This is a genomic window from Enterococcus sp. RIT-PI-f (genome assembly GCF_001297065.1).
Lineage (GTDB): Bacteria > Bacillota > Bacilli > Lactobacillales > Enterococcaceae > Enterococcus_D.
Window position 1 is genome coordinate 183,151 of record NZ_LHOX01000021.1, and the last position, 24,943, is coordinate 208,093.

The following is a 24,943-nucleotide window of genomic DNA, read 5'->3' on the forward strand; positions in this document are numbered from 1 at the left end:
TTTGTGCGGAGGCTTCTTCTTTGTTTGATGTGCTATTGACCATTGATGGCAGACTACATCAATCGTTGCGTTCGCAACGGTTTTTCTTTATACTAGAAAGCAAGCAAAAAGTCAGAACAGCAGAGAGGAAAGATAAGATGGAAGCCATTATTCGTTCAATCAACCATATCGCTCGCATGGCGACTTTATATCGAGAACAAGAATTGAAAAAATATGGGTTAGGGGCGATGCACCACACCTATCTATTGAATATTTGCCGTCAGCCTGGGATTAGCCAAGAGGCACTGGCAAAGTTGATTTTTGTCAATAAGAGCAATGTGGCCCGTCAACTAGCGGTTTTGGAAGAAAAGGGATTTGTTACACGGCAAACCAGTCAGGAAGACCGTCGGCAATTGCTGGTTTACCCTACAGAAGATGCGCGTGCACTCATACCTGTGATCCAAGACATTTTGCAACGATGGAATGCCCGAGTGATGGTTGATTTTTCCGCCGAAGAACAAAAACAATTACTAGACCAGCTGGCGGTGGTCAAAGAAAAATCCCAACAATTGCTAGAGAAAGCAGAGGTGGGGGAATGAATTTACTCAAACAATATATCAGACCCTATGTCGGTCGCATCTCCCTTGGTGTAAGTATCAAGTTTTTCGGTTCATTGATGGATCTGCTCTTGCCTTGGATATTGGCTTATATTATCGATACGGTGATTCCTACCAAGGAAGTACCTCAGATTTTTCTTTGGGGCGGGGTGATGCTGATTTGTTCTGTGATTGCCGTTGTGACCAACATTGTGGCCAATCGAATGGCTTCGAGTGTTGCCCGGGATACAACAGGACATATCCGCCATGATTTGTTTGCCAAAGTCAGTTACTTATCGATTCCGCAAATCGAATCGGTAGGTGTGCCATCGTTGGTTTCCCGCTTGACAACCGATACATACAATATTCACCAAACGGTAGGGATGAGTCAGCGCCTAGGTATCCGCGCACCGATTCTTTTGCTGGGGGGGATCATGATCACTGCGACGCTCGATCTAGTCTTGACGCTGGTATTGGTAGGTGTGCTGCCCTTCACATTGATCGCAGCGGTCTTGATCTCTAAACGTGGGATTCCTTTGTTTGCCACTTTGCAGCAGCAAGTGGATTTACTGGTTCGGACTGTGCGAGAGAATGTGACTGGGGCTCGGGTGATCAAAGCATTGTCAAAAGCAGACGTTGAGAAAACCCGTTTTGATCAAGTCAATCGCGGCGTGGTCGTTGCTGAAACCCATGCCAATCGAACAATGGCCGCCACGCCACCTTTGATGGACCTTTTTTTGAATATTGGGCTGACACTAGTGATCGTTGTCAGTGCGTTTCGCGTCAATCAAGGGTTGACCCAGCCAGGAGTGATCATTGCCTTTTTGACTTATTTTACGATCATTTTGAATGCGATGTTGAGTATCACCCGTATTTTTGTGATTGTTTCTAAAGGATTGGCGTCGGCTGATCGGATTCAAGCGGTTTTGCAATTGCCACAGCATATGCGGGTGCTTGATGGTCCAGTGAAAAAAGAAGCAGCCCATATCGTCTTCGATCATGTGTCCTTTACGTATCCGAATGGCAATCAAGTGTTGAAAGAGATCGATTTTTCTTTACTGCCTGGAGAGACTCTTGGGATCATCGGAGCGACAGGAAGCGGCAAGTCCACGATCGTGAAGTTATTATTGCGTCTGTATGATCCCACTGCCGGACAGATTCGCGTCGATGGCCGGGATCTGCGAACGATTCCTTCGGAGGAACTGCATCAACTTTTTGGGATCGTCCTGCAAAAAGATATCTTATTTGCCGAATCCATTGCTGAGAATATTGCTTTTGGGCGTCGTTTTTCGAAAGAACAGTTGGAAGAAGCCGCAGCACGGGCACAAGCCAAAGAATTTATTGAAACATTGCCTGAACGGTTTGGTCATCAATTACATGCCAAAGGCAGCAATCTAAGTGGCGGGCAAAAACAACGGGTGCTGCTGTCCCGCGCTTTGGCGGGAGAACCAGAAATATTGGTTTTAGATGATTCAGCCAGTGCATTAGACTATCAAACCGATGCCCGTTTGCGCCGGGTCTTAAAAGAAGATTTTCGCGAAACAACAACCATCTTGATTGCCCAGCGCATCAGCTCAATTCAGCATGCTGATAAAATTTTGGTACTAGAAGATGGTGGCGTCAATGGGTTTGGCACGCACGCATCGTTACTGGCGACAAATCAGATTTATCAAGAGATTTATCAAGGACAGACAGGAGGTGCGATCAATGGCTAATCGAAAAGTTGCCGAAAAACCAAAGAATAGTAAACAAACCCTGCTGCGTTTGTGGGGGTATCTCTATGATAGTAAAGGTCTTTTATTTTTAGCAGCATTCTTGATGATGGCCAGCAATCTATTTGCTTTAGTCGGTCCACTGCTTTCCGGCTATGCGATCGATGCCATTCAATTAGGACCAGGAAAAGTTTTGTTCGATAAAGTCTTCTTTTATTGTGGGTTGATGCTGGTCTTTTATAGCGCGTCTTCTGTGTTGAGTTATGTGATCTCGCTACTGATGATTCGTTTGAGCCAACGTGTCGTTGCAACGATGCGCAAGCATATTTTTGACAAAATCACTGAACTGCCGATTGGTTATTTCGACCGGGTGGCGACAGGGGACATTATCAGTCGCGTCAGCTATGATGTCGATACGATCAATACCTCGTTAGCCAGCGATGCCATCCAAGTTTTGAGCAGTATAGTGACGATCGTTGGTTCTTTCGCAATGATGCTTTTGATCTCGCCAGTGCTTGTCTTGATTTTTGTGGTGACGGTTCCGGCATCAGTCTTGTTGACCCGCTATTTGATGGGGAAATTCCAACCGCTATTCAGTCGACGTTCCCGCAAGCTAGGGGAATTGAACGGATTTGTTGAAGAAATCATTTCTGGTCAGCAAACGATCAAATTGTATAATCAAGAAGAAGCCATCATTGAACGTTTTGATGAAAAAAATCAGGATGCAGTCGATGCTTACTACAATGCTGAATACTACGGTAGTATGACAGGACCTTCCATCAATTTTATCAATAATATTTCTTTGTCTTTGATCAGTATTTTTGGGGCTTTGCTCTTTTTATTTGGTCACTTGTCTTTAGGGAATGTATCTTCTTTTGTATTGTATTCACGGAAATTTTCAGGACCAATCAATGAACTGGCTAATATCTTCAGCGATTTGCAATCAGCCTTAGCGGCGGCAGAGCGGATTTTCCGTTTGTTAGATGAAGCACCAGAGGTTTCTGATGTGCCGGATGCTTATGTGTTTAAAGAAGTCGCGGGTGAAGTGGCTTTAAACCATGTGTCTTTCGGCTACCAAAGGAATCGGCCGATCATACGGGATGTATCATTGACCGTACCCCCCGGCAGTCTAGTGGCGATCGTCGGACCAACGGGTGCCGGCAAAACGACCATTGTCAATTTGCTGATGCGTTTCTATGATCCGGACAGTGGGGAGATTCGTTTAGATGGTCATGATATTCGTCAAGCGACGCGGAAGAGTCTAAGAGGCAGTTATGCGATGGTCTTGCAAGATACTTGGCTATTTACAGGAACGATTTTTGAAAATCTTGCGTATGGGAAAGCCGACGCTACTTTGGCGCAAGTAGAAGCAGCTGCAAAGGCGGCGCATATCCATGATTTTATCGACAGATTGCCCCATAAATATCAAACGATCATTTCAGAAGACGGTGCGGGGATTTCGCAAGGACAAAAGCAATTGCTGACGATTGCTCGAGCGATGTTATTAGATGCTGACTTGCTGATCCTTGATGAAGCAACGTCAAATGTGGATACCCAAACAGAATTGCTGATCCAATCAGCCATGACAGAATTGATGCAGGGCAAAACATCCTTTGTCATTGCCCATCGCCTGTCAACGATCCGCCATGCTGATTTGATTTTGGTCGTGGAACAAGGCAATATTGTGGAGCAAGGCACCCACGATGCCTTATTGCAAAAAGGCGGACGCTATGCGGCACTGTATCAAGCACAGTTTGAGCAGTGACCCCACGCACCAACTAGCCCAAACTTACTTGATCGACTGTGTTTGTTCGGATAATTCAAGACAAAACAGCAGATAATCGGTATACTAGAGAAGTAAGGGTTATCAACAATCAGAAAGTAGGGCAAACAATGGATCATAAACAGTTAAAAGATTTCCCCGCCGATTTTTTATGGGGTTCAGCTTCGGCTGCTTATCAAGTAGAAGGTGCTTGGGAAGCAGACGGTAAAGGTGTTTCAGTTTGGGATGATTTTGTACGGATCCCAGGCAAAACATTTAAAGGCACCAATGGAGATGTGGCAGTGGATCACTACCACCGTTTTAAAGAAGATGTCGCACTGATGAAAGAACAAGGCTTGAAAACCTATCGTTTCTCAGTTGCGTGGACACGTATTTTCCCTGAAGGTCGTGGGGAAGTGAATCAAGCAGGGATCGATTTTTATCTGGCATTGATCGATGAATTATTGGCTGCAGGGATCGAACCAATGGTCACGTTGTACCACTGGGATCTGCCTAAAGCATTGCAAGAAGCATACGGCGGTTGGGAATCACGTGAGATCATTGCTGATTTCAACAACTATGCAAAGGTCTTGTTTGAGGCATTTCGCGGCAAGGTCAACTATTGGGTCAGTTTGAATGAGCAAAATATTTTTACGTCATTGGGCTATCTGTTGGCGGCACATCCACCAGGCGTAACTGATCCAAAACGGATGTACCAAGTCAATCACATCGCCAACCTCGCCAATGCGACAGTGATCAACACGTTCCATGAAATGGATATGCCGGGCAAAATTGGCCCTAGTTTCGCTTATTCACCGAATTATCCAATCAATAGTGATCCCAAAAATATCTTAGCAGCGGAAAATGCGGAAGACCTGATGGCCCATTATTGGCTGGATGTCTACTTATGGGGAGAATATCCAAAGGCGGCCTTCAACTATTTGGTCGAGCAAGGTATTGCCCCAACCATTGAAGCAGGGGATATGGACTTGCTGCGTTCTGCAAAACCAGATTTTTTAGGTATCAATTACTATCAAACATCGACCAATGCCTTTAACCCATTGGATGGTGTAGGTGCAGGGAAAATGAATACCACAGGGAAAAAAGGCAGCAGTGAAGAAACAGGAACACCAGGAATGTTCAAAAAAGCGGAGAATCCATTTGTTGAACGCACCAATTGGGATTGGGAAATTGATCCGCAAGGGCTGCGTGTGGCTTTGCGAAGACTCACGAGCCGCTATCGGATCCCGGTCATTATTACAGAAAATGGTCTGGGAGAATACGATAAGTTGACAACAGACAAGCAAGTCCATGATCAATATCGGATCGATTATCTAGCCGGACACGTCCATGCCATCAAAGAAGCAATCAGCGATGGAGCCGAAGTTTTAGGTTATTGCACATGGTCCTTCACGGACTTGTTGAGTTGGTTGAATGGGTATCAAAAACGGTATGGTTTTGTCTATGTCGACCAAGATGAAAATCAAGATGGTAGTTTAGATAGAATCAAGAAAGATAGTTTCTATTGGTACCAATCTTTGATCAAAGAAAATGGCCAAAACGCTTAAACAGCAAGGAAAAAAGTGCGTTCTTCGTGAACGTGCTTTTTTTGAATAAAAATCGTTGACAAGTGTAAACGATACAGGTAAAGTATAGAAAAGGATGATTACAGTTGTAAACAAAAAATGAACAGCATCATCGAACCCCAATCGTTAGAGGAGGAAGGAACACCATGATCGAAACCAATTTTGCTGTGAAAGGCATGACGTGTGCCTCTTGTGCGCAAACCGTGGAAAAAACGACTGCGAAGCTGACCGGTGTGGAAACGGCCAACGTGAACTTAGCAACAGAGAAGTTGCATATCCGGTATGATGAGCAGCAAGTAGATGAAGCACAGTTGGCAAAAGCTGTTGCTGATGCAGGATACGAACTGATTGGCTCACAACAAGAAACCGTCTTTGCAATCACAGGCATGACGTGTGCCTCTTGTGTACAAACAGTAGAGAACGCAGTCAAGCAGCTGTCAGGCATTCAATCTGCTGCTGTCAATTTGGCGACAGAAAAACTGACTGTCGCTTACGATGAAAAATCCATCACGCCAGAAGCCATCAAAGCGGCTGTCAAACAGGCAGGGTACGACGCACAGTCTGTTTCTGAATCGACACAACAGGATAAAGAAAGCCAAATGCAGCACTTGTGGCGGCGGTTTTGGCTATCTGCTATTTTTACAGTGCCCTTGTTCTACTTGGCAATGGGCGAGATGGTGGGTTTACCTATCCCAAGTTTTTTGTCACCGATGGCCCATCCGACGACCTTTGTGACGCTGCAGTTTATACTGGTTATTCCCGTGATGATCTTAGGCAGTCCCTTTTTTGTAACGGGGTACAAAGCCTTGATCAAGGGTCATCCCAATATGGATTCATTGGTCGCATTAGGTACGAGTGCAGCTTTCTTATACAGCTTGTACGGCACGGTCATGGTCTATTTAGGCACGACCCATTATGCCATGCATCTTTACTATGAATCAGCTGCCGTCATTCTGACATTGATTACCCTAGGGAAATATCTGGAAGCTGTCTCTAAAGGCAAAACTTCAGAAGCTATCAAAAAATTGATGGATCTGGCACCGAAAAAAGCCCGTGTGATTCGTGGAATAGCTGAGAACCGTCAAGAAGTCGAAGTGCCCATTGCCGAAGTGGTCACTGGCGATCTCATCGTGGTTCGACCAGGGGAGAAAATTCCGGTAGATGGTGTGATTACTTCCGGCCGCTCTGCTATAGATGAATCGATGATCACCGGTGAGAGCCTGCCAATCGAAAAACAGGTAGGCGATTCAGTCATCGGCGCGAGCGTGAATAAAAATGGTACCTTTCAGTATGAGGCGACAAAGGTCGGCAATGACTCCACATTGGCACAAATCATTCAGTTGGTTGAAAATGCTCAAGGGTCGAAAGCCCCGATTGCGCGGATGGCAGACAAAGTATCTGGTGTGTTTGTACCAATCGTGATCGTTCTTGCGATTGCGGCTGGCTTGGCGTGGTTTTTCCTTGGGCAAGAGTCCTGGATTTTTTCATTAACGATCACGATATCTGTGTTGGTGATCGCTTGTCCTTGCGCATTAGGGTTAGCAACACCCACTGCCATCATGGTTGGTACCGGGAAAGGTGCTGAAAACGGCGTCTTGATCAAGAGCGGGGATGCGCTGGAAACCGCCAGAAGTATCACCACAGTTGTTTTTGACAAAACAGGTACGATCACTGAAGGCAAGCCAGCAGTTACAGACGTATTGCCTATTTCTGGACATACGGCATCAGAGTTGCTGCAAATTGCAGCATCTGTTGAAAAAGGATCTGAACATCCTTTAGGAGAAGCAATCGTCGCAGCTGCCAACAAGCAGCAACTAACATTGTTGCCTACCTCAGATTTTGAAGCTATTCCTGGTCATGGGATTCAAGGTGTAGTTGAAGGCGAAACAGTCTTACTAGGGAACCAAAAATGGCTTCAGCAAAAAGGCATATCAGTTGCTGGCTTGGTGCAACAGGCACAACAGTTGGCAGCAAACGGCAAAACACCGATGTATGCTGCCCGCCATGGAGAAGCAATTGGCTTGATTGCAGTGGCAGATACCATTAAAGCCAGCAGCCAGCAAGCCATTGCGCGTCTGCATGAGATGGGATTGCACATTGCAATGATCACGGGGGACAATACGGCCACAGCTGCCGCAATCGCGAAACAGGTAGGTATCGATCAAGTGATCAGTGAGGTCTTGCCAGAAGACAAAGCCAATCAAGTGGCCTTCTTGCAACAGAATGGAGAGAAGGTCGCTATGGTGGGGGATGGGATCAATGATGCACCCGCATTGGCACAAGCGGATATTGGCTTGGCCATTGGTTCTGGGACAGATGTCGCGATCGAATCTGCAGATATTGTCTTGATGCGCAGTGATTTGATGGATGTGCCAGCTGCTATTGAGCTGAGCCGGGCCACCATCAAAAACATCAAAGAGAATCTTTTTTGGGCCTTTGCGTACAATATATTAGGTATACCTGTCGCGATGGGCTTGCTGCATCTTTTTGGCGGTCCTTTGTTGAATCCGATGATCGCTGGCGCTGCTATGAGTTTCAGCTCAGTGTCAGTCTTACTCAATGCCTTGCGCTTGAAGCGATTCAAACCAACGAAAGCCTGAGTTGGGTCAATAAAATAAAGGCAGCTAACAGACCCTTAGACAGTGGTCGTCAAGGGTCTGTTTTTTTTTACTGGTAATCAATCCCTAATAAAAGGAGCAAATTATATGAAGAATATCGCAGTCATCGGCGGTCATGGACAAGTTGGTCAAGTGATCGTCAAAGGATTGATAGAGAAAGGTTATACAATTGTGCTGATGGGTAGAAATCAAGGAAAAATGGACGCGTTTGCCCACACGTTCACGCCGATATTGGCCACACGTCAACTAGATCTCACAAAGGAGATCGCGCCAGAACAATTGGCAGCAATCGATATGGTCATCGTTTGTTTGGATCAAAGCAACACCAAATTTGTCAGCACATGCCAAGCATTGGGGATCGATTACCTGGACATCAGCGCCAATAGTGATTTTTTGCAGGCAGTTGCGCAACTGCCTACACCTGAAACAAGTCGCCGCTTGATTGGGTTGGGCTTAGCGCCGGGTATTACGAATGTGGCAGCAGCCACATATGCGAGTCAACATCCAGAGGTCAAGGATATCGACATCGATATTCTCCTCGGACTAGGCGATAAACATGGAGAAGCCGCAGTCAAATGGACTTTCGCGCAACTCAATCGGACCTATCAACATCCGAAATGGTCAGAAAAAACAGAAAACTTCCTGTATGGAAAAAAAACCAGCTTTGGCAAGTCTTTGGGACAGCTGCGCAGCTATAACTTTGATTTTGCAGATCAACACATGTTGCAAAGGAATGATTCTTCCAGAACATACACAACATATCTTGGATTTGATCAGAACAGTGTCACTGCCTTGCTGGCCTGGATCAAAAAAGCAGGGATGGCCGGCCTGTTCAAGCAACGCGCCATCATGGCCATGCTCGTTTGGGTGATGCAAAAAGGTTTCTTTGGCAGTCAACGATTTGTCGTCAAAATTTCTGATGGTGGGAAAGATGATCCGCATCAAATCGTGCTTTTTGGTGAAGAAGAAGCGAACATGACTGCAGAAGTAGCAGTATTCGCGGCCAACAAATTGATTGAAGACCAGTTTTCAGCCGGCGCATATCAATTGCCAGACATTACCACGCTGCCAGAATTGGTGGCTTTACCGCGTTTATCTCAGGTAAAATAAAAAAAGCGACTTTGCAGCTTGATGACTGCGAAGTCGTTTTTTTTAACTCTGAACATCTAAGAAAGAATAGGCACGTTTGTCGTAACGATTGCGACTGCGGGAAAACTCGATCGGCTGTCCATCTTTTTGGTAAACGATTTGCTGGATCTCAAGGACCGGATCATCTGTTTGGCAATGGAGATATTGTTGATCAAATGCGGAACTTTTGTCGGCGGAAATCGTTCGATAGGCACCAGCAAATTGCACTCCTAAATCTCCTTTGACATATGCATAGATCGATTGCTCTAAATGGCTGCGGGTCAAGTTGGGCACAAGATGAACCGGCATATAGGTATGCTCCAAAATAAATGGTTCATCTTCAAGTACCCGCAGTCGGACGATCATATAGACAGGCTGTTCTTCTTTTAACATCAGTTTCTCTTGGATCGTTGCGTCAGGGAAAGTCACTTGAAAGTCGATGACTGTACTTGTTAGGGTGCGTCCGGCTTTTGCCATTTCGGTTGAGAGTCCTTCATAGATCGTTAAAGCTGTCGTATCTTTGTTGACAAAGGGATGGTTCAGCACTTTGGTTCCAGCGCCTCGCTGTGCGTACACCAAGCCTTCCATTGCCAAGATGCCGATGGCTTTTTTGATTGTCATTCGACTGACACCAAACTCAGCAACCAGATCAATTTGATTGGGCAGTAAACTATCTGGGGGATAGGTTTGATTTTTTATGCGATTTCGCAAAATATCCGCAATTTCTTGGTATTTTGGCATCTGATCACCTCGAGAGAAGTATAGCGGAAAAAAACGGTTTCGACAATCGCGGACTGCTTTTTCCTAAAAATAGATAAAAAAACTGCCGACAAAAAGATTTTGTCGGCAGGGGTGCAAGCAAGCAATCGCGATTGTTTGCGGTACATCTTATTGTTCGATACTAGGTTCCACTTGACGATCTAAGACCCGCAAGAATGGGTACCAAATCAAGCCAACGATCACGACATCGATTACTTGCAGCAACCCGCCTAACCATGAGTTGGTAGCAAGAACCCCACTAAAGACAACGGGTACTGTCCAGGGGACAGAAACACCAGTTGGTGCAGGAACCAATCCAGCCGCCATCACCAAATAGTTGAAGGTTGTTACAACTAAAGGTGCTACGACCCAAGGAATCAAGATCGTGGCATTCAACACGATCGGCATCCCGAAAATTGCTGGTTCATTGACATTGAAGATACCAGGAGCCAAGGCCAAACGACCCACATCTCGGTATTGTTTTTTCTTTAACACAAAAGCCATCAGAATGACAACGGCTAAAGTCATGCCTGAGCCACCTAAACCGACAGTAAAGGTTTCCATAAATGGTTTAGTGACGATATGCGGCAATGCATCACCATTTTGGTAAGCTTCTAAGTTGTCCAACATCAAGGTATTCCAAATCGGATCCATCACAGAATTGACGATGATTTGACCATGAAGGCCAAAGAACCATAAGAATTGAACGAAGAAGAGTGCCAATAAAGTGGCAGGCAAGCTGCTGCCTAAACCAGTCAATGGTTTTTGAATGACTTCATAGACCACATCATGCAGATTGGCATTGAAGACGCCAGTCATGATCGCATTGATCACCAAAAATACCGTCAATGTGATGATGGCAGGAATCAACGCTGCAAATGATTTCGAAACTGCAGGCGGTACACCATCAGGCATCTTGATCTGCCAGCCGCGTTTGGTGACACGACAATAGATCTCAGCAGCAAGAAATGCAGCGATCATTCCGATAAACATGCCCTTTGCACCTAAACGATCCAAGGACAACACACCAGAAATCGTTTCACCAGATTCAGTTGTCATAAAGAACGGGGTCAATATCAAGAAACTTGCAAAAGAAACAGCACCGCCAAAGATGCCTTCCACATCATAAGATTTCGATAAATAATAGCCAATACCGAAGGTGACAAAGACGGTCATAATACTCATTGTTGCATTTTGTCCATTCCCAAACAGTGTACCCAAAGTTCCTTTGGTTGCATCACTGAAAAAAGGTAAATTATTCAGGACAACAACGATTGATCCGAACATGGTGATCGGAAAAGACAGCATAAATGCATCTCTTAACACTGTCAAATAGCGGTTTTGCCCCAACGCGTTGGCTAGCGGCAAAATCTTTTCAGAAAGCTTATCCATAAAACCATTCATTACTACCACTCCTTAAAATGTTTTATTGCAATCGATTACACGAAACAATGTATCACGTTTTATTTTAAATGTCTATACATTTTGTTTAAAAAGGATTGATTTTTGTAAAGGCTTCCTTTATGCTTAAGGTAACAAAGAATGAGGAGTGACGAAAATGGCATATCAATTTCCAAAAGACTTTTGGTGGGGATCAGCTGCCAGCGGTCCGCAAACAGAAGGCACATTTGAAGGAGATGGCAAAGGTCCAAGTATCTGGGATCATTGGTATCAAGAAGCGCCTGAGAAATTTTTTGATCAGGTTGGACCAGACAAGACTTCGCAAGTATACAAAAGATACCGCGAAGATATTCAATTAATGAAAGCGACCGGACACAATTCTTTCCGAACATCGATCCAATGGAGTCGTTTGATTCCTGAGGGAACAGGCGCAGTCAATCAGCAAGCTGTCGCTTTTTATAATGCGTATATCGATGAGTTGATCGCCAATGGGATTGAACCGTTTATGAACCTATACCACTTTGATATGCCAATGGCATTACAAGAAAAAGGCGGTTGGTTGGACCGTGCAACTGTAGATGCCTATGTCGAATTTGCTAAAACTTGTTTCACTTTATTTGGCGATCGTGTCAAAAAGTGGTTCACCCATAACGAACCTATCGTGCCAGTCGAAGCAGGGTATTTGTACCAATTCCATTATCCCAATGAGATCAATCTGAAGCATGCTGTTCAAGTAGCTTTTCATGAAAATCTAGCGAGTGCCAAAGCTATCGAAGCCTATCATCAAATGGATCTCGGGGGAGAGATCGGTATTATTTTGAATTTGACACCAAGCTATCCACGAAACCCGAATGACCCTGAAGATGTCAAAGCGGCGGCGATCGCAGATGCTTTCTTCAACCGTTCGTTCTTGGATCCTGCCGTCAAAGGGACATTTCCGGAAGAATTAGTCACCATTATCAAAGATCTAGATATGGTTCCCGAAATGGAAGCAGAAGATCTGACGACGATCAAAGAGAACACGGTAGATTTGTTAGGCATCAATTATTATCAGCCTAGACGGATCAAAGCCAAAGAATCCGCTGTTGATCATCGCCATGGACCGATGCCAGATGATTATTTTGATACCTATGACATGCCTGGCAAAAAAATGAACCCGTATCGTGGATGGGAAATCTACGAAAAAGGCATTTACGATATTTTGACCAATACGCGGGAGAACTATGGCAATATCAAATGCTATATTTCCGAAAATGGGATGGGTGTCGAAGGAGAAGGTCGCTTTGTTAATGCGCAAGGCGTGATCGAAGATGACTATCGTATCGAATTTGTCCAGGATCACTTAAAGTATGTCCATCAAGCGATTCAAGAAGGCACGAATTGTGTCGGCTATCATATGTGGACCTGTATGGATAACTGGTCATGGACCAACGCCTACAAAAATCGCTATGGGTTTATTTCAGTCGATTTGGCAAACGATGCCAAACGTACGATCAAGAAGTCGGGGCATTGGTTTAAAGAAGTATCCGACCAAAATGGATTTTAATGAATGCGCTAGATGACAGGGGCTGTGAACAAATTGAACCAGAGGACACCAAGTATCATGGCTCAAATTGGGGTTGTTCACGAAACTGTCATCTTTTTTTGTGCTGCTATGATTTATAAAAATCACAAAAATCATGTATACTAGAGTCAAAAGTTCGCTGACACTTTCGGGGGACAGCTGAATCTAGAAGTGGAGTGATTACCATGAATTTACTTTTTTCTATCGATGATCGCTTTATCGAACAATTAAAAACGACCTTGTATTCTATCAAGCAGCATGTCAATCTTGAAGATATACATGTCTATGTCTTGCAAGAGCAAGCCTTGCTCAAAACAGATGAACTGCACTTTTTTTGCCAGCAGTTTGATATCCAGTACCACCCTGTGGTGATCGGATCGGGCTCGATCTTCAAAGAAGCACCGGTCAGTGATCGTTATCCTGAATCTATCTACTACCGGTTGCTGGCACAAAACTATTTGCCCAATGATTTAGACCGCATTCTATATTTGGATGCAGATATTCTATGCATCAATGATTTGCTGCCGCTGTACGAACTGCCTTTAGGCGAATCACTGTACGCCGCAGCCAGCCATGCAAAATTGACAGAAATGACGACAGTGTTGAATAAAGTACGTTTAGGCAACTATGAGTCTGAAGGGTATTTTAATTCAGGCGTCTTGCTGATGAATTTGCGGCAATTAAGAAATGAAGTCAAAGAAGCGGAGATAGCGGCGTTTATCAAAAAAAATCAGTTGAATTTGTTTTTGCCGGATCAAGATATTCTGAATGGCTTATATGGAGAGCGGATCATTGCCATACCAGACCATATCTATAATTACGATGTACGCAAAAATCGAACCTACGAAACGATCAGCTTGGGTGAGTGGCGTCTAGATTGGGTGATCGAACATACTGCCCTGCTGCATTTTTGCGGTAAAGACAAACCATGGCAAAAAAGTTACCGCGGGCGTTTTGGGGCTTTGTACAAATATATCGACCGCACTCGGCGAAAAGCCGAAAATGGCCTGTGAGCATGCAGTGTCTTCTTTTAGTCCTTTCAATGGTACCATTAGGGTAAAGAAGGAGTGACCAAAATGAAATTGATTCTCTGGCTCGTCTGTGTCATCGGTATTGAAGCAACTGGTATCATTTCTAGTGTATTTGCAGGGGATATCGCAGGTGTCTATGGACAAATGGATAAACCGTTTTTAGCACCTCCAGGTAGTATCATTGGTATTGTGTGGACCTTTTTGTATGCTTTGATGGGTACCGCGCTTTATTTTTTGATCACCGAAAAAGGCAACCCCATCTTTAAGAAACAAGCCTATCTCTTTTTTGGGATCCAACAAGTGCTGAACTTTCTGTGGAGTATTGTCTTCTTTGGCTGGCAAGCTTATTGGGCAGGAACGGTCGTGATCATTTTGCTGATCTTATCTGTGGTCATCTGTTTGGTTTTGTTTGCCCGAGTGGACAAGAAAGCGATGTACCTATTTGTGCCCTACTTGATTTGGTGTCTGTATGCTGGATACCTCACGATTGGTTTGACCTTGCTGAATACCTAAAAAAGCCGTTGCAGTCATACGCTGCAACGGTCTTTTTTTTATACATATTCTTCGGTCAATTCCATAAATGTATCGATATCTTGCAAGACCATATCGATGCCTGCCTGCCAAAAATCTGGCTTGGTCAAATCGACGCCCAAATGTTTTTGGGCCAATTCTTCTGTAGTCATGGAGGCAGTATCTTGTAGAAGTGCGATATACTCTTCTTCAAAACTTGCGCCTTTTTGATTGGCAAAGGCATAGATACCCATACTGAACAGATAACCAAAGGTATAAGGGAAGTTATAGAACGGCACATCATCAATAAAGAAATGCAGTTTTGCAGCCCAGAAATGCGGATGATAGCTTGAAAGCCCGTCCGCATAACTTTCTTTTTGGGCCGCTGTCATCATTTCTGTGATTTGTGCAGGTGACACCAATCCTTCTTGTCGTGCTTGGTAGAAGCTGTTCTCAAAGATAAAACGGGCATGGATGTTCATGAACATCGCAATCGCATTTTGCATCTTGGCATCTAACAAGTTGATTTTTTCTTCCTTAGTGGTCGCTTCTTTCAATGTTGCATCTGCCACGATCAATTCAGCAAAGGTACTGGCTGTTTCGGCTACATTCATGGCATAGTTCCGGTTTAGTTCCGGCAGATCCCATAAAACACTGCTATGAAAAGCATGACCAAGTTCATGGGCTAACGTAGCTACTTCATTGACGGAGTTGCTATAGGTCATAAAAATTCGTGACTCTTTGGTTTCAGGTAAACTCGTGCAGTAACCGCCAGGGCGTTTACCGGGACGATCTTCCGCTTCGATCCAACTGTTTTCAAAAGCTTTTTGGGCAAAATCAGCCATTTTTGGACTGAATTTGCGGAAATTGGTCAAAATAAAGTCGGCTGCTTCATCGAAAGAATAAGTTCGTTCTTCCATATCGCCTAAGATGATCGGTGCGTCTTGGTCTTGCCAAGCCATTTTCTCTTTGCCGAAAAGATTGGCTTTACGCGTCAAGAAATCGACGATCGGTTGTTTATTTTTTTGAATCGTGCCCCACATAGCGTCCAGTGTTGTTTTTTGCAGACGATTATAGTCTAAAGGTTCTTTCAGATAATCAGTCACACCATGTAATTTGAACGTAGATAGACGAAAGCCGTCTAAATGATTCAACGTATCAGCGAATAGGTCTTCTTTTTCTGCCCAGGTTTTTTCCCAAGTGTCAAATAGTTGTGCCCGCACTTCAGCATCGGGATCTCCCATCATTTTGTTGAAGGCTTGACCAGCTGATAAGGTGATCGTTGTGCCGTCTGCCTGCTTAAATGGAATCTCAACACTTGCCACGATCGTATCGTAGTGCTGACTCCAAGCATTCAAACCATCCAGACTGAGGGTATTGATGATGTTTTCTTCGGCTTCGGACAGTAATTCTTTGCCATCACGGCGAATTTCACCTAAACGAAAAGCAACGGGTGCTAAAGATGGATTGGTCATCAATGTCTGCCAGTCATCCTCAGAAATTTCTGTCAATTTTTTTGAAAAAACGGTTTGTGCCGCTTGCAGTGCGGGTAGTTTGGCATACAGATCGCCAGATAACAACTTGGCTTGATTGTCATTGACATTGGCTGACAATAGCGCATTGATAAAACTGCCGCATTGAGAAAAGCCTTGGCTAATGGTTGCAGATAAATCGAGTAGATCCGCTAAACCAGCGGCGGTATCTTCTCCACCAGGTGTCCATCCATCGACTTGTGTCCGATAGTTGGTAATTTGCTCTGTCAGAAGTGCTAATCGTTCTTGCAGCGCTTCAGACTGGCTGCCTCCTGGAAAAATCGTTTCAAGATTCCAATTGATTGAATAGGTCATCCCTATCAAACCCCCTTTATAATAGTGAACCTATTCAAGTATAGCATAACTCAATAAAAGTGGTTGCATCGATCAATGGAAATGGTAAGATAAGAAAATGAGGAGTGGAAATGATGAGAAAGTTACTGAAAGATTCAAATTTTTATTTTTTTGTGGCCGTAACAGTGATCTTGGTGCTGTTTATTAGCTCTTCTCAAACCTATGAGCAGCAATCTCAGATTGGCTTATTGTCGCGCCTTTTGAAAAATGAACCCTTGAAAGATTGGTTGTCAGGTATTTCTTTTGCTTATGCGGGTTCAGAAGTGAGTATTGCAGCTAAGGGCTATTTTTCGTTTGTCGAATTTTTTATCCGTAAAGGGGCGCATTTTTTTACCTATTTCGTATTGAGCGGTAGTTTGTTTTTTGTGTTGGTCTATCGACGAGTGCCTCTGTGGTTGGCAGCCTTTTTTGCTTGGTTGGCAGCGACAGGGTATGCTGGGATCGACGAGTATCATCAAATGCTGACTGGTGGTCGGACGCCGTTGTTCCAAGATGTGATGTTGGACTCTGCTGGCGCATTGACAGCCGTGTTGATTAGCTGGCTCTGTTGCTTGTGGCGTCAAAAAAAGCGTAAACGATAATTCCTATCTGAGGAATGAAACATCTACCATTCAAAAGGTAAGAGGGAAGAATGATGCAAAAACAAATAAGTAAGGGAACAAAAAATGAAGCGACATTGGTTGTCCATGAGAGTTTGCCCGTCGGCATCCTTCTCGCCATGGCAGGGGGCTTCTTAGATGCGTATACTTATCTCTTTCATGGCGAAGTCTTTGCCAGTATGCAATCGGGGAATGTCATTTTACTGGGGATCAATCTTTCAACGGGAAATGTTGCTCAAGCGATGCATTATGTGCCGCCGATCACATTGTTTTTGATTGGGATCATGGTGACCAATTATTTGCAGCATCATTTTCCAACGGGAGGCTGGATCGTTTGGCAAAATGCGGCGCTGATTTTTGAAGCCATTGGCATTTTCATTTTAGGCTTCTTTGCCCAAAGTTTGCCCAATGTCATGGTCGATGCAGGCTTGTCTTTTTTTGCCGCCATCCAATATGCTGCCTATCGCAAGTTAGCTGGGATGCCTTATGCTACAACGATGACCACTGGCAATTTGCGTTCGTTGGCCGACTACCTGTATCTGAGACTTTTTAAGAAAGATGCGACTGTGACACCGAAAATCATTTCGATTGCTTTGATCATCGGCGGCTTTTTTCTAGGAGCGCTCTTGAGTAGTTTGCTAGGGACGATTATGTTCCATCGTACGATTTGGCTGGTGTCTGTGATTTTGATCGCGGTGTTGGCAATCACGGTGACGCGTCAAAATAGATATTAAAAAAACTTTCGACAAAACGTCGAAAGTTTTTTTGTTAAATCACGATAACAGGTGTACCCACTTCAACTTTACTATAAAGTTCTTTCATCACGCCTGGCGGGGTGTTGACACAGCCGTGAGAACCACGGGTCTTCCAAAGGTCGCCGCCGTACTCAGTTTGCCAGTCGGAATCATGGATCCCAACACCTGACCAATCGATTGGCATCCAGTAATCAACAGGAGACGCATAATCTTCACCGGTCAAAGTTGCATCTTCTTCTTTTTTCCAGACATAGAAGACACCAGTTGGGGTAGGGGTCTTTGGTTTCCCAGAAATAATATCTGTTTCTAAGACGACTTCGCCATCTTTGTAATACCACATATGCTGATTTTTCAGATCGACTTCGATATACGTATTACCGAATAATGGCCCACTTGCATCAGCGCTGCCTTGTACAACTGGTGATCGGGTGAAGTCTTCCCCTGTTTTCAAAGCGTCGATCAACGCAGCAGTTTCGGTATCTGTTTGGATCGTCCAGCTCAGTGTTCCAACCGGAACAGTGACTTCCCCTTGCTTGGTACTATTGAATGTTGACGAATTGGTGCTGGTATTGTATTTGTCACCTAGGTCACTGACATAAGATCGTACTTTGTCTTCATCGATCGTTGTTTCGCCCTCTTTAAAAGACAACCAGTCCATGATTGTATCCGTAGGGATCTGGAAGGTTGAACCATTGATCGAATAAGTCGCTGTGACTTGGGCGATTTTATTCAATGCATCCATTTCTTTGGTCAAATCTGCATCATCTGAAGTGACTGTTGGTTTCGTTTCATACGCAGTCAAATCCAACTCTTTTTCACCACTAACGATCGCTTCTTGCAAATCTGTCATAGCTTGATCAACATCGATGGCATCACCGACGACTTCTGGTTTGATCGTGAATCCATCTTCGCCTTTTTCTAAGGTCGCATCTGCAGATTTGGTCCGGTCTTCATTCAAGGTTTCTAATTCAGTTTGGATTTTTTTTGTTTCAGTGGTCAACGTGTCTTGATCAACAGACACATTGTCTAAGTCTTTTTCTTCCGCAGCGGATACATACGAGATCCCCCAGCGCCACTGATTCTGATCATCCTTCATCGATTGCAATTCATCGGTAAAGTCTGTTTGCAAACCGAACTGTGCCAGGTTAACGGTTTTCCATTCGCTATCTCCGTCTTTGATGGTGAAATCTTCTTGAGAATAACGATCATGCAGCAAGGTGTTGGCCTCGGCAACGGTTTTATTGCTCATGTCGACGCCGTCTATTTTGGTGTTAGGCAAGAATCGTGTGGCATAATATGTACTCCGATAGGTATAACCGCCGGCAATCACTACAAGCAAAGCTGCTAAGACGATCAGAATGATCTTCTTCGTTTTGCTGTTTGTATTGCTATGTTTGTTCGAACGAGTCATTCAATTACTCCTTTTTTTCCATGTCATAATAAACAATAAGAACGTTTAAATAATACCATATTCTAGGATGAAAGCGAACTAGGCACATGAAAGTTTCTTGAAAAATAGAGAAATCTTAAACTATCTTAAAGTAAGTGCTTTGGTGGCCAGTTCATAGAAAAAAGCACGAGAGATACCAAAGTACCCCTCGTGCTGAATCGCTTAGAGAGCAAAATTTATGCTTTTTCTTCAGCTTCAAGTTTTGCAAAAGCTTCGTCCAAAATATCTTGTAATTGTTTTGCAGAAGCTGCCATACGGTCTTGTTCTGCATCTGTTAGTGGAATTTCGATGACTTTTTGGATACCTTGCGCATTGATGACAGCAGGGGCACCGATATAGATGTCTTTCAAGCCATATTCACCATTCATATAAACAGACAATGGCAATACTGCATTTTCATCATCTAAGATGGCACGAGTGATACGGGCCAAGGCAACAGCGATACCATAGAACGTCGCGCCTTTTTTCTCGATGATCGTATAAGCAGCATCACGAACGCTAAAGAATAAGTTGACCATCGCTTCTTCATCGATATCTGGATTGTTTTTGACCCACTCATAAATTTGCAAGCCAGCCACATTGGCATGTGACCAAACTGGGAATTCTGAATCGCCGTGTTCGCCTAAAATGTAGGCATGGACGTTACGTGCATCGACATCGACAAGTTCAGCCAATGCTTGACGGAAACGAGCAGAGTCTAATGATGTACCTGAACCAATGACGCGTTCTTTAGGGAAACCTGAGAATTTCCAAGTTGAGTAAGTCAAGATATCAACTGGGTTCGCTGCAACTAAGAAAATACCATTGAAACCTGAGTCAACAATTTGCGTAACGACTTCACGATTGATTTTTAAATTTTTATGCACTAAATCTAAACGCGTTTCGCCTGGTTTTTGAGGCGCACCTGCTGTGATAACGACTAAATCAGCGTCGTGGGCATCAGCGTATGAAGCTGCATAGATTTTTTTAGGGGAAGTAAATGCCAAAGCGTGTGACAAGTCAATTGCGTCGCCTTCTGTTTTTGCTGTATTTATATCAATGATTCCGACTTCTTGCGCAATGTTTTGTGTCACTAACGCAAATGCGTAACTAGAACCAACCGCACCGTCTCCAACAAGAATTACCTTTTGGTGATCTTTTTTGTTCGTTTTTGCAGTCATCTGTGTATCATTCCTTCCACTTAATTGTTTTACACGCTAATATCCTAACACTTCCAACAACATTTGTCATGTGATTTGCACAACAATATTACACAAAATATTGCTGTTTTAGTTGTAAATGCTTTCTTTGTTATTACGTCAAAATCTTTATATATCAAGCTTTCATTAAGATTTGTTAAGAAAGATAAAAACTGAGCAAGAGAGCGTAACCATAACAGTCAGTTTTGTGTTATAATCAACTGGTAAGAACAACTGGGCATATATTTGTGCCCAGTATTTTGTGTTTGGCGCAAAAAAATTATAAAATAAACAAAATAGACTTGCAGATGATGCGAATTAATGGAGTGTATGCCTAAATGAAAATGATCGTTGGCTTGGGCAATCCCGGCAAAAAATATGAAAAAACAAAACATAATATCGGTTTTATGGTGGTGGATGCGTTAGCAAAAATGCACCAGACCTCATTCAAAGGATCGGCCTTTGAAGCAGAAGTGGCGACCTTTTTTTTAAACGGAGAAAAGATTTTGCTGGTCAAGCCGCAAACATTTATGAACGAATCTGGCCGTGCGGTAGGACCTTTGATGACATACTTCGGTGTTTACCCGGAAGAGTTGGTCGTTGTCTATGATGACCTAGACTTGGCGTTAGGCAAAATCCGCTTACGGCAAAAAGGCAGCGCTGGCGGTCACAATGGTATCAAGAGTATTATCGCCCATTTAAATACGACAGTTTTTGACCGCATCAAAGTGGGGATTGATCGTCCTTTGCCTGGGCGAACAGTCGTGGATCATGTACTGAGTCCGTTTGGCAAGGATGATTTACCTATTGTTCTTGGTAGTATTGATCAGGCGGTTGATGCCAGTGTTGATTACTTGACCAACGGCGACTTTATTGCCACAATGAATCGATTTAATTAAGGAGGCCAAAATGGACGTTATCGAATTAATCAATAAAGTACCGACTGTCGCTGCTTGGCATCAAGAACTGAAAGACCAAGCACCGCGGCAATTGCTGACGGGCTTGGCAGGATCTGCCAAAACGTTAGCCATTGCAGGCGCTTATCAGTCGTTTCATAAACAAGTCATCGTGGTGACACCTAATTTATACTACACCAATCAATTGGCAGAAGATCTGCGTAATGTGATCGAAGACGTCTATGTTTTTCCAGTAGATGAAGTCTTATCTGCAGAAATGGCTTTTTCTTCTCCAGAAGCGCGAGAAGAAAGGGTGACTGCCCTCAATGCCGTTGCACAAGGAAAAGCTGGTATTTACGTCTTGCCAGTTGCAGCCTTGAGAAAATATTTGCCTGCTAAAGAAACATGGCAAGCCAACCGATTGCACTGGCGTGTCGGTGATGAGATCGAGTTAGATGCGCTGCCGCAGCAGTTGGTTTTGATGGGCTATGAACGCCAGTCAATGATTGGCAAACCTGGAGAATTCAGTATCCGCGGCAGTATTTTAGATATTTACCCTTTGAGTGCCGCTTATCCGATACGGATCGAGTTGTTCGATGTAGAAATCGACTCGATGCGTTCTTTCAACGTGGAAACACAACGCTCAGTTGAAGCTTTAGAAGAGGTGACGATCTTGCCGACTTCCGAACTCGTCTTCTCTGGGCAAGATCTAGCCGGGGGGCAAGTCCGCATCCAAGAATTACTGACCAAGAGATTGGCCGTTACCAAAGAGGAAGTGGACCGCAACTTCTTGCAGGATTATTTCGGTCAGTTAGCGGCGGAGTGGCAAGCAGGAATCCCCGGCGAAAATGCACGCTTTTATGCAGATCTTTTATATAGTAAGGAAACTGGGATTTTAGACTACTTCGCACCAGATGCGTTGCTGATGATTGATGATTATGCGCGTATTATGGAAACCAATCGTGAAATTGAACGCGAGGAAGCGGAATGGCACACCCAAAAGCTAGCCGAATTACGGGTCTTTTCCGAGCAGCGTTTCGGCATCGATGTGCACCAATTGATTCAAAAAGAAACTTTTGTGACAAGCTTTTTCTCGTTGTTCCAAAAAGGGATGGGCAATATCCGTTTTCAAGCGATCCACCAATTTCAATATCGGCCAATGCAGCAATTTTTCAGTCAAATGGGCTTGTTGAAAGTGGAAGTCGATCGCTGGGAGAAACAACAGCAAACGGTGATTTTCCTAGTCAGCGATCTAGAACGGGCCAAAAAGTTGGAACAAGATTTACGTGATCATGACATATATGCTGTCCAAACATCAAAAGAACGGCTCTTTACAGGTCGGACACAAATCGTGGTTGAGACGTTGCAAAGTGGTTTCGAAATGCCGCAAGACAAGCTAGTCGTCGTGACGGAAAAAGAGATCTTCCAAAAAATGAACAAAAAGCGGACCCGTCGCCAAAATGTCACCAATGCGGAACGCTTAAAGAGTTATAACGAATTGAAAGCCGGAGATTATGTGGTACATGCAAACCACGGAATCGGTAAATATATTGGCATGGAAACGTTAGAAGTCGATGGTGTCCATCAAGACTATATGACGATCCTTTATCAAAATGAAGATAAACTGTTCATTCCGGTCACGCAATTGAATCTTATTCAAAAGTATGTAGCATCAGAATCAAAAACACCAAAAATCAATAAACTCGGCGGCAGCGAATGGGCAAAAACCAAACGCAAAGTCACTGCGAAAATTGAGGATATTGCAGATGATCTGATCTTGTTGTATGCCAAACGCGAATCAGAAAAAGGGTTTGCTTTTCAACCGGATGATGGCTATCAAAAAGAATTCGAAGATGCCTTTCCGTATTCAGAAACCGATGATCAGCTGCGGAGTACCGCAGAAATCAAACGAGACATGGAAAAAGAAAAGCCAATGGATCGCTTGCTCGTAGGAGATGTTGGTTTCGGGAAAACAGAAGTCGCATTACGAGCGGCCTTTAAAGCCATCAAAGAAAGCAAACAAGTGGCCTTCCTTGTGCCAACGACGATTTTGGCGCAGCAACACTATGAAACCATGGTGGACCGTTTTGAAGGATTCCCAGTCAATGTCGGTGTCTTGAGCCGTTTTCGAACCAAAAAGCAGCAGAATGAAACCATCGAGCAAGTCAAGAAAGGCCAAGTGGATATTTTAGTTGGTACCCATCGGCTATTGTCAAAAGACGTAGTCTTTGCTGATCTAGGCTTATTGGTGATCGATGAAGAACAACGATTTGGCGTCAAACATAAAGAACGATTAAAACAGTTGCGCTCGCAAGTAGATGTTTTAACGCTGACCGCTACGCCGATCCCGCGTACTTTGCATATGTCGATGTTGGGGGTGCGTGATCTCTCTGTCATTGAAACACCGCCGGAAAATCGGTATCCGATCCAAACATACGTGATGGAAATGAACCCTGGGGCGGTTCGGGAAGCCATTCAACGAGAGATGGCACGTGGTGGTCAAGTCTTTTATCTGTATAATCGTGTGGATACGATTGAACGAAAAGTAGAAGAACTTCAAGCCTTGGTTCCAGAAGCACGCATTGCGTATGCCCACGGACAAATGACAGAAATTCAATTAGAAAACACACTCTTTGACTTTATTGAAGGTCAATTTGATGTCTTAGTCACGACCACGATCATTGAAACGGGTGTCGATATTCCGAATGCCAATACATTGTTTGTGGAGAATGCCGACTATATGGGCTTATCGACCTTATATCAATTAAGGGGACGGGTCGGGCGCAGCAACCGTGTTGCTTATGCCTATTTTATGTATGAACAACAAAAAGTCTTAAATGAAGTCAGTGAGAAGCGTTTGCAAGCCATCAAAGATTTTACCGAACTAGGTTCTGGATTTAAAATTGCCATGCGGGATCTATCGATCCGCGGTGCGGGGAACTTGTTGGGTGCGCAGCAGCACGGCTTTATCGATGCGGTCGGTTTTGATATGTATTCACAAATGCTTTCAGAAGCGGTTTCCCGCAAGCAAGGCAAAAATGCCCAAACCGAAAAAACAACCGTCGAGATCGATCTCGGTATCGATGCCTACTTGCCAACAACTTATATTGAAGATGAACGGCAAAAAATTGAAATCTACAAACGTATTCGTGAGTTGGATACCCAAGAAGCGGTGGATGAGTTGCAAGATGACTTGTTGGATCGTTTCGGCGAGTACCCGACGGAAGTGGTTCATTTGCTGACTGTGGGTGAGATCAAGATGAACGGAGATCGTGCCTTGTTGGATACGATTCGCAAGCAACAGCAATCGATTCATTTTACCCTGAGCAAAGTGGGCACCAAGCAATATTCAGTAGAACAATTGTTTGAAGCGTTAAGCGCCACAAAACTTAAAGCTACTATGGGGGTTGAGCGAGAACAGATGACGATCAAATTGCAGATTCCGCCAACAATGAAAGAAAGTGCTTGGTTATTAGAAGTACAAGACTTTGTCAAAGCGTTGCGAGAACAAAAGTATCAAGCAGCAAACTAAG

The 24,943-nt window shown here is 44.1% G+C and carries 18 protein-coding genes; 13 read left to right on the top strand and 5 right to left on the bottom strand.

Annotated features, from left to right (window positions below; translation table 11 throughout):
• Positions 1 to 29: 29 nt before the first annotated feature.
• The 6 genes from AEQ18_RS14255 to AEQ18_RS14280 all read left to right on the top strand — a co-directional run bounded on the left by AEQ18_RS14255 (position 30) and on the right by AEQ18_RS14280 (position 9,363).
• Positions 30 to 578: a MarR family winged helix-turn-helix transcriptional regulator gene (locus AEQ18_RS14255; protein ID WP_235505559.1), complete on the top strand. Its 549-nt coding sequence runs from the start codon at positions 30 to 32 to the stop codon at positions 576 to 578.
• Positions 575 to 2,290 (top strand): ABC transporter ATP-binding protein, encoded by a 1,716-nt coding sequence (locus AEQ18_RS14260; protein WP_054117016.1) that lies wholly within the window; start codon positions 575 to 577, stop codon positions 2,288 to 2,290. Before AEQ18_RS14255 ends, AEQ18_RS14260 begins: the two co-directional genes overlap by 4 nt.
• Complete coding sequence (locus AEQ18_RS14265; protein ID WP_054117017.1) at positions 2,283 to 4,052, top strand: ABC transporter ATP-binding protein; 1,770 nt, start codon at positions 2,283 to 2,285, stop codon at positions 4,050 to 4,052. Before AEQ18_RS14260 ends, AEQ18_RS14265 begins: the two co-directional genes overlap by 8 nt.
• Positions 4,053 to 4,180: 128 nt before the next feature.
• Positions 4,181 to 5,617, top strand: coding sequence for a glycoside hydrolase family 1 protein (locus AEQ18_RS14270; RefSeq protein WP_054117018.1), 1,437 nt, complete (start codon positions 4,181 to 4,183; stop codon positions 5,615 to 5,617).
• A gap of 164 nt (positions 5,618 to 5,781) precedes the next feature.
• Positions 5,782 to 8,235, top strand: a complete 2,454-nt coding sequence (locus AEQ18_RS14275) for a heavy metal translocating P-type ATPase (RefSeq protein ID WP_054117019.1) — start codon at positions 5,782 to 5,784, stop codon at positions 8,233 to 8,235.
• A 105-nt stretch (positions 8,236 to 8,340) separates the two neighbouring features.
• Entirely contained in the window at positions 8,341 to 9,363 is a 1,023-nt protein-coding gene (locus AEQ18_RS14280; RefSeq protein ID WP_054117020.1) for a saccharopine dehydrogenase NADP-binding domain-containing protein, read from the top strand.
• A 42-nt stretch (positions 9,364 to 9,405) separates the two neighbouring features.
• Here the strand turns inward: AEQ18_RS14280 and AEQ18_RS14285 are convergent, their stop codons facing one another.
• Together AEQ18_RS14285 and celB are read right to left on the bottom strand one after the other, a co-directional pair.
• Entirely contained in the window at positions 9,406 to 10,122 is a 717-nt protein-coding gene (locus tag AEQ18_RS14285; protein ID WP_054117021.1) for a GntR family transcriptional regulator, read from the bottom strand.
• Between the two features lie 147 nt (positions 10,123 to 10,269).
• Complete coding sequence (gene celB, locus AEQ18_RS14290; RefSeq protein ID WP_054117022.1) at positions 10,270 to 11,544, bottom strand: PTS cellobiose transporter subunit IIC; 1,275 nt, start codon at positions 11,542 to 11,544, stop codon at positions 10,270 to 10,272.
• Positions 11,545 to 11,698: 154 nt separating this feature from the next.
• On the opposite strand from celB, the gene AEQ18_RS14295 reads away from it, so the two are divergent.
• The 3 genes from AEQ18_RS14295 to AEQ18_RS14305 all read left to right on the top strand — a co-directional run bounded on the left by AEQ18_RS14295 (position 11,699) and on the right by AEQ18_RS14305 (position 14,649).
• Positions 11,699 to 13,087 carry a glycoside hydrolase family 1 protein gene (locus AEQ18_RS14295; RefSeq protein ID WP_054117023.1) on the top strand — a complete coding sequence of 463 codons (1,389 nt, stop codon included), beginning with the start codon at positions 11,699 to 11,701 and terminating at the stop codon, positions 13,085 to 13,087.
• Positions 13,088 to 13,290: 203 nt separating this feature from the next.
• Entirely contained in the window at positions 13,291 to 14,118 is an 828-nt protein-coding gene (locus AEQ18_RS14300; RefSeq protein ID WP_054117024.1) for a glycosyltransferase family 8 protein, read from the top strand.
• A gap of 63 nt (positions 14,119 to 14,181) precedes the next feature.
• Positions 14,182 to 14,649, top strand: a complete 468-nt coding sequence (locus AEQ18_RS14305; RefSeq protein WP_054117025.1) for a TspO/MBR family protein — start codon at positions 14,182 to 14,184, stop codon at positions 14,647 to 14,649.
• A 38-nt stretch (positions 14,650 to 14,687) separates the two neighbouring features.
• Here the strand turns inward: AEQ18_RS14305 and AEQ18_RS14310 are convergent, their stop codons facing one another.
• The gene (locus AEQ18_RS14310) at positions 14,688 to 16,493 is read right to left on the bottom strand and encodes a M3 family oligoendopeptidase (RefSeq protein WP_054117026.1); all 1,806 of its coding nucleotides are present in this window, start codon (positions 16,491 to 16,493) and stop codon (positions 14,688 to 14,690) included.
• A 113-nt stretch (positions 16,494 to 16,606) separates the two neighbouring features.
• On the opposite strand from AEQ18_RS14310, the gene AEQ18_RS14315 reads away from it, so the two are divergent.
• Both AEQ18_RS14315 and AEQ18_RS14320 read left to right on the top strand, forming a co-directional pair.
• Positions 16,607 to 17,113 carry a VanZ family protein gene (locus AEQ18_RS14315; RefSeq protein WP_054117027.1) on the top strand — a complete coding sequence of 169 codons (507 nt, stop codon included), beginning with the start codon at positions 16,607 to 16,609 and terminating at the stop codon, positions 17,111 to 17,113.
• 53 nt (positions 17,114 to 17,166) lie between these two features.
• Complete coding sequence (locus AEQ18_RS14320; RefSeq protein ID WP_054117028.1) at positions 17,167 to 17,865, top strand: YoaK family protein; 699 nt, start codon at positions 17,167 to 17,169, stop codon at positions 17,863 to 17,865.
• A gap of 34 nt (positions 17,866 to 17,899) precedes the next feature.
• Here AEQ18_RS14320 and AEQ18_RS14325 read toward each other — a convergent pair whose 3' ends face one another.
• A complete protein-coding gene (locus AEQ18_RS14325; protein WP_054117029.1) occupies positions 17,900 to 19,297 on the bottom strand; it encodes a L,D-transpeptidase family protein in 1,398 nt (465 codons plus the stop codon).
• Between the two features lie 215 nt (positions 19,298 to 19,512).
• A complete protein-coding gene (locus AEQ18_RS14330) occupies positions 19,513 to 20,496 on the bottom strand; it encodes an L-lactate dehydrogenase (protein WP_054117030.1) in 984 nt (327 codons plus the stop codon).
• Positions 20,497 to 20,852: 356 nt separating this feature from the next.
• Here AEQ18_RS14330 and pth point away from each other — a divergent pair, with 356 nt between their 5' ends.
• Complete coding sequence (pth, locus tag AEQ18_RS14335) at positions 20,853 to 21,413, top strand: aminoacyl-tRNA hydrolase (protein WP_054117031.1); 561 nt, start codon at positions 20,853 to 20,855, stop codon at positions 21,411 to 21,413.
• Positions 21,414 to 21,423: 10 nt separating this feature from the next.
• Positions 21,424 to 24,942 (top strand): transcription-repair coupling factor, encoded by a 3,519-nt coding sequence (gene mfd, locus AEQ18_RS14340; RefSeq protein WP_054117032.1) that lies wholly within the window; start codon positions 21,424 to 21,426, stop codon positions 24,940 to 24,942.
• The last annotated feature ends 1 nt before the right edge of the window (position 24,943 follow it).

What these genes read in the sequence shown, in the direction of transcription:
- AEQ18_RS14260 (WP_054117016.1), top strand. Translation starts at nt 575, where the DNA reads ATGAATTTACTCAAACAATATATCAGACCCTATGTCGGTCGCATCTCC.
- AEQ18_RS14265 (WP_054117017.1), top strand. Translation starts at nt 2,283, where the DNA reads ATGGCTAATCGAAAAGTTGCCGAAAAACCAAAGAATAGTAAACAAACC.
- AEQ18_RS14270 (WP_054117018.1), top strand. Translation starts at nt 4,181, where the DNA reads ATGGATCATAAACAGTTAAAAGATTTCCCCGCCGATTTTTTATGGGGT.
- AEQ18_RS14275 (WP_054117019.1), top strand. Translation starts at nt 5,782, where the DNA reads ATGATCGAAACCAATTTTGCTGTGAAAGGCATGACGTGTGCCTCTTGT.
- AEQ18_RS14280 (WP_054117020.1), top strand. Translation starts at nt 8,341, where the DNA reads ATGAAGAATATCGCAGTCATCGGCGGTCATGGACAAGTTGGTCAAGTG.
- AEQ18_RS14285 (WP_054117021.1), bottom strand. Translation starts at nt 10,122, where the DNA reads ATGCCAAAATACCAAGAAATTGCGGATATTTTGCGAAATCGCATAAAA.
- celB (WP_054117022.1), bottom strand. Translation starts at nt 11,544, where the DNA reads ATGAATGGTTTTATGGATAAGCTTTCTGAAAAGATTTTGCCGCTAGCC.
- AEQ18_RS14295 (WP_054117023.1), top strand. Translation starts at nt 11,699, where the DNA reads ATGGCATATCAATTTCCAAAAGACTTTTGGTGGGGATCAGCTGCCAGC.
- AEQ18_RS14300 (WP_054117024.1), top strand. Translation starts at nt 13,291, where the DNA reads ATGAATTTACTTTTTTCTATCGATGATCGCTTTATCGAACAATTAAAA.
- AEQ18_RS14305 (WP_054117025.1), top strand. Translation starts at nt 14,182, where the DNA reads ATGAAATTGATTCTCTGGCTCGTCTGTGTCATCGGTATTGAAGCAACT.
- AEQ18_RS14310 (WP_054117026.1), bottom strand. Translation starts at nt 16,493, where the DNA reads ATGACCTATTCAATCAATTGGAATCTTGAAACGATTTTTCCAGGAGGC.
- AEQ18_RS14315 (WP_054117027.1), top strand. Translation starts at nt 16,607, where the DNA reads ATGAGAAAGTTACTGAAAGATTCAAATTTTTATTTTTTTGTGGCCGTA.
- AEQ18_RS14320 (WP_054117028.1), top strand. Translation starts at nt 17,167, where the DNA reads ATGCAAAAACAAATAAGTAAGGGAACAAAAAATGAAGCGACATTGGTT.
- AEQ18_RS14325 (WP_054117029.1), bottom strand. Translation starts at nt 19,297, where the DNA reads ATGACTCGTTCGAACAAACATAGCAATACAAACAGCAAAACGAAGAAG.
- AEQ18_RS14330 (WP_054117030.1), bottom strand. Translation starts at nt 20,496, where the DNA reads ATGACTGCAAAAACGAACAAAAAAGATCACCAAAAGGTAATTCTTGTT.
- pth (WP_054117031.1), top strand. Translation starts at nt 20,853, where the DNA reads ATGAAAATGATCGTTGGCTTGGGCAATCCCGGCAAAAAATATGAAAAA.
- mfd (WP_054117032.1), top strand. Translation starts at nt 21,424, where the DNA reads ATGGACGTTATCGAATTAATCAATAAAGTACCGACTGTCGCTGCTTGG.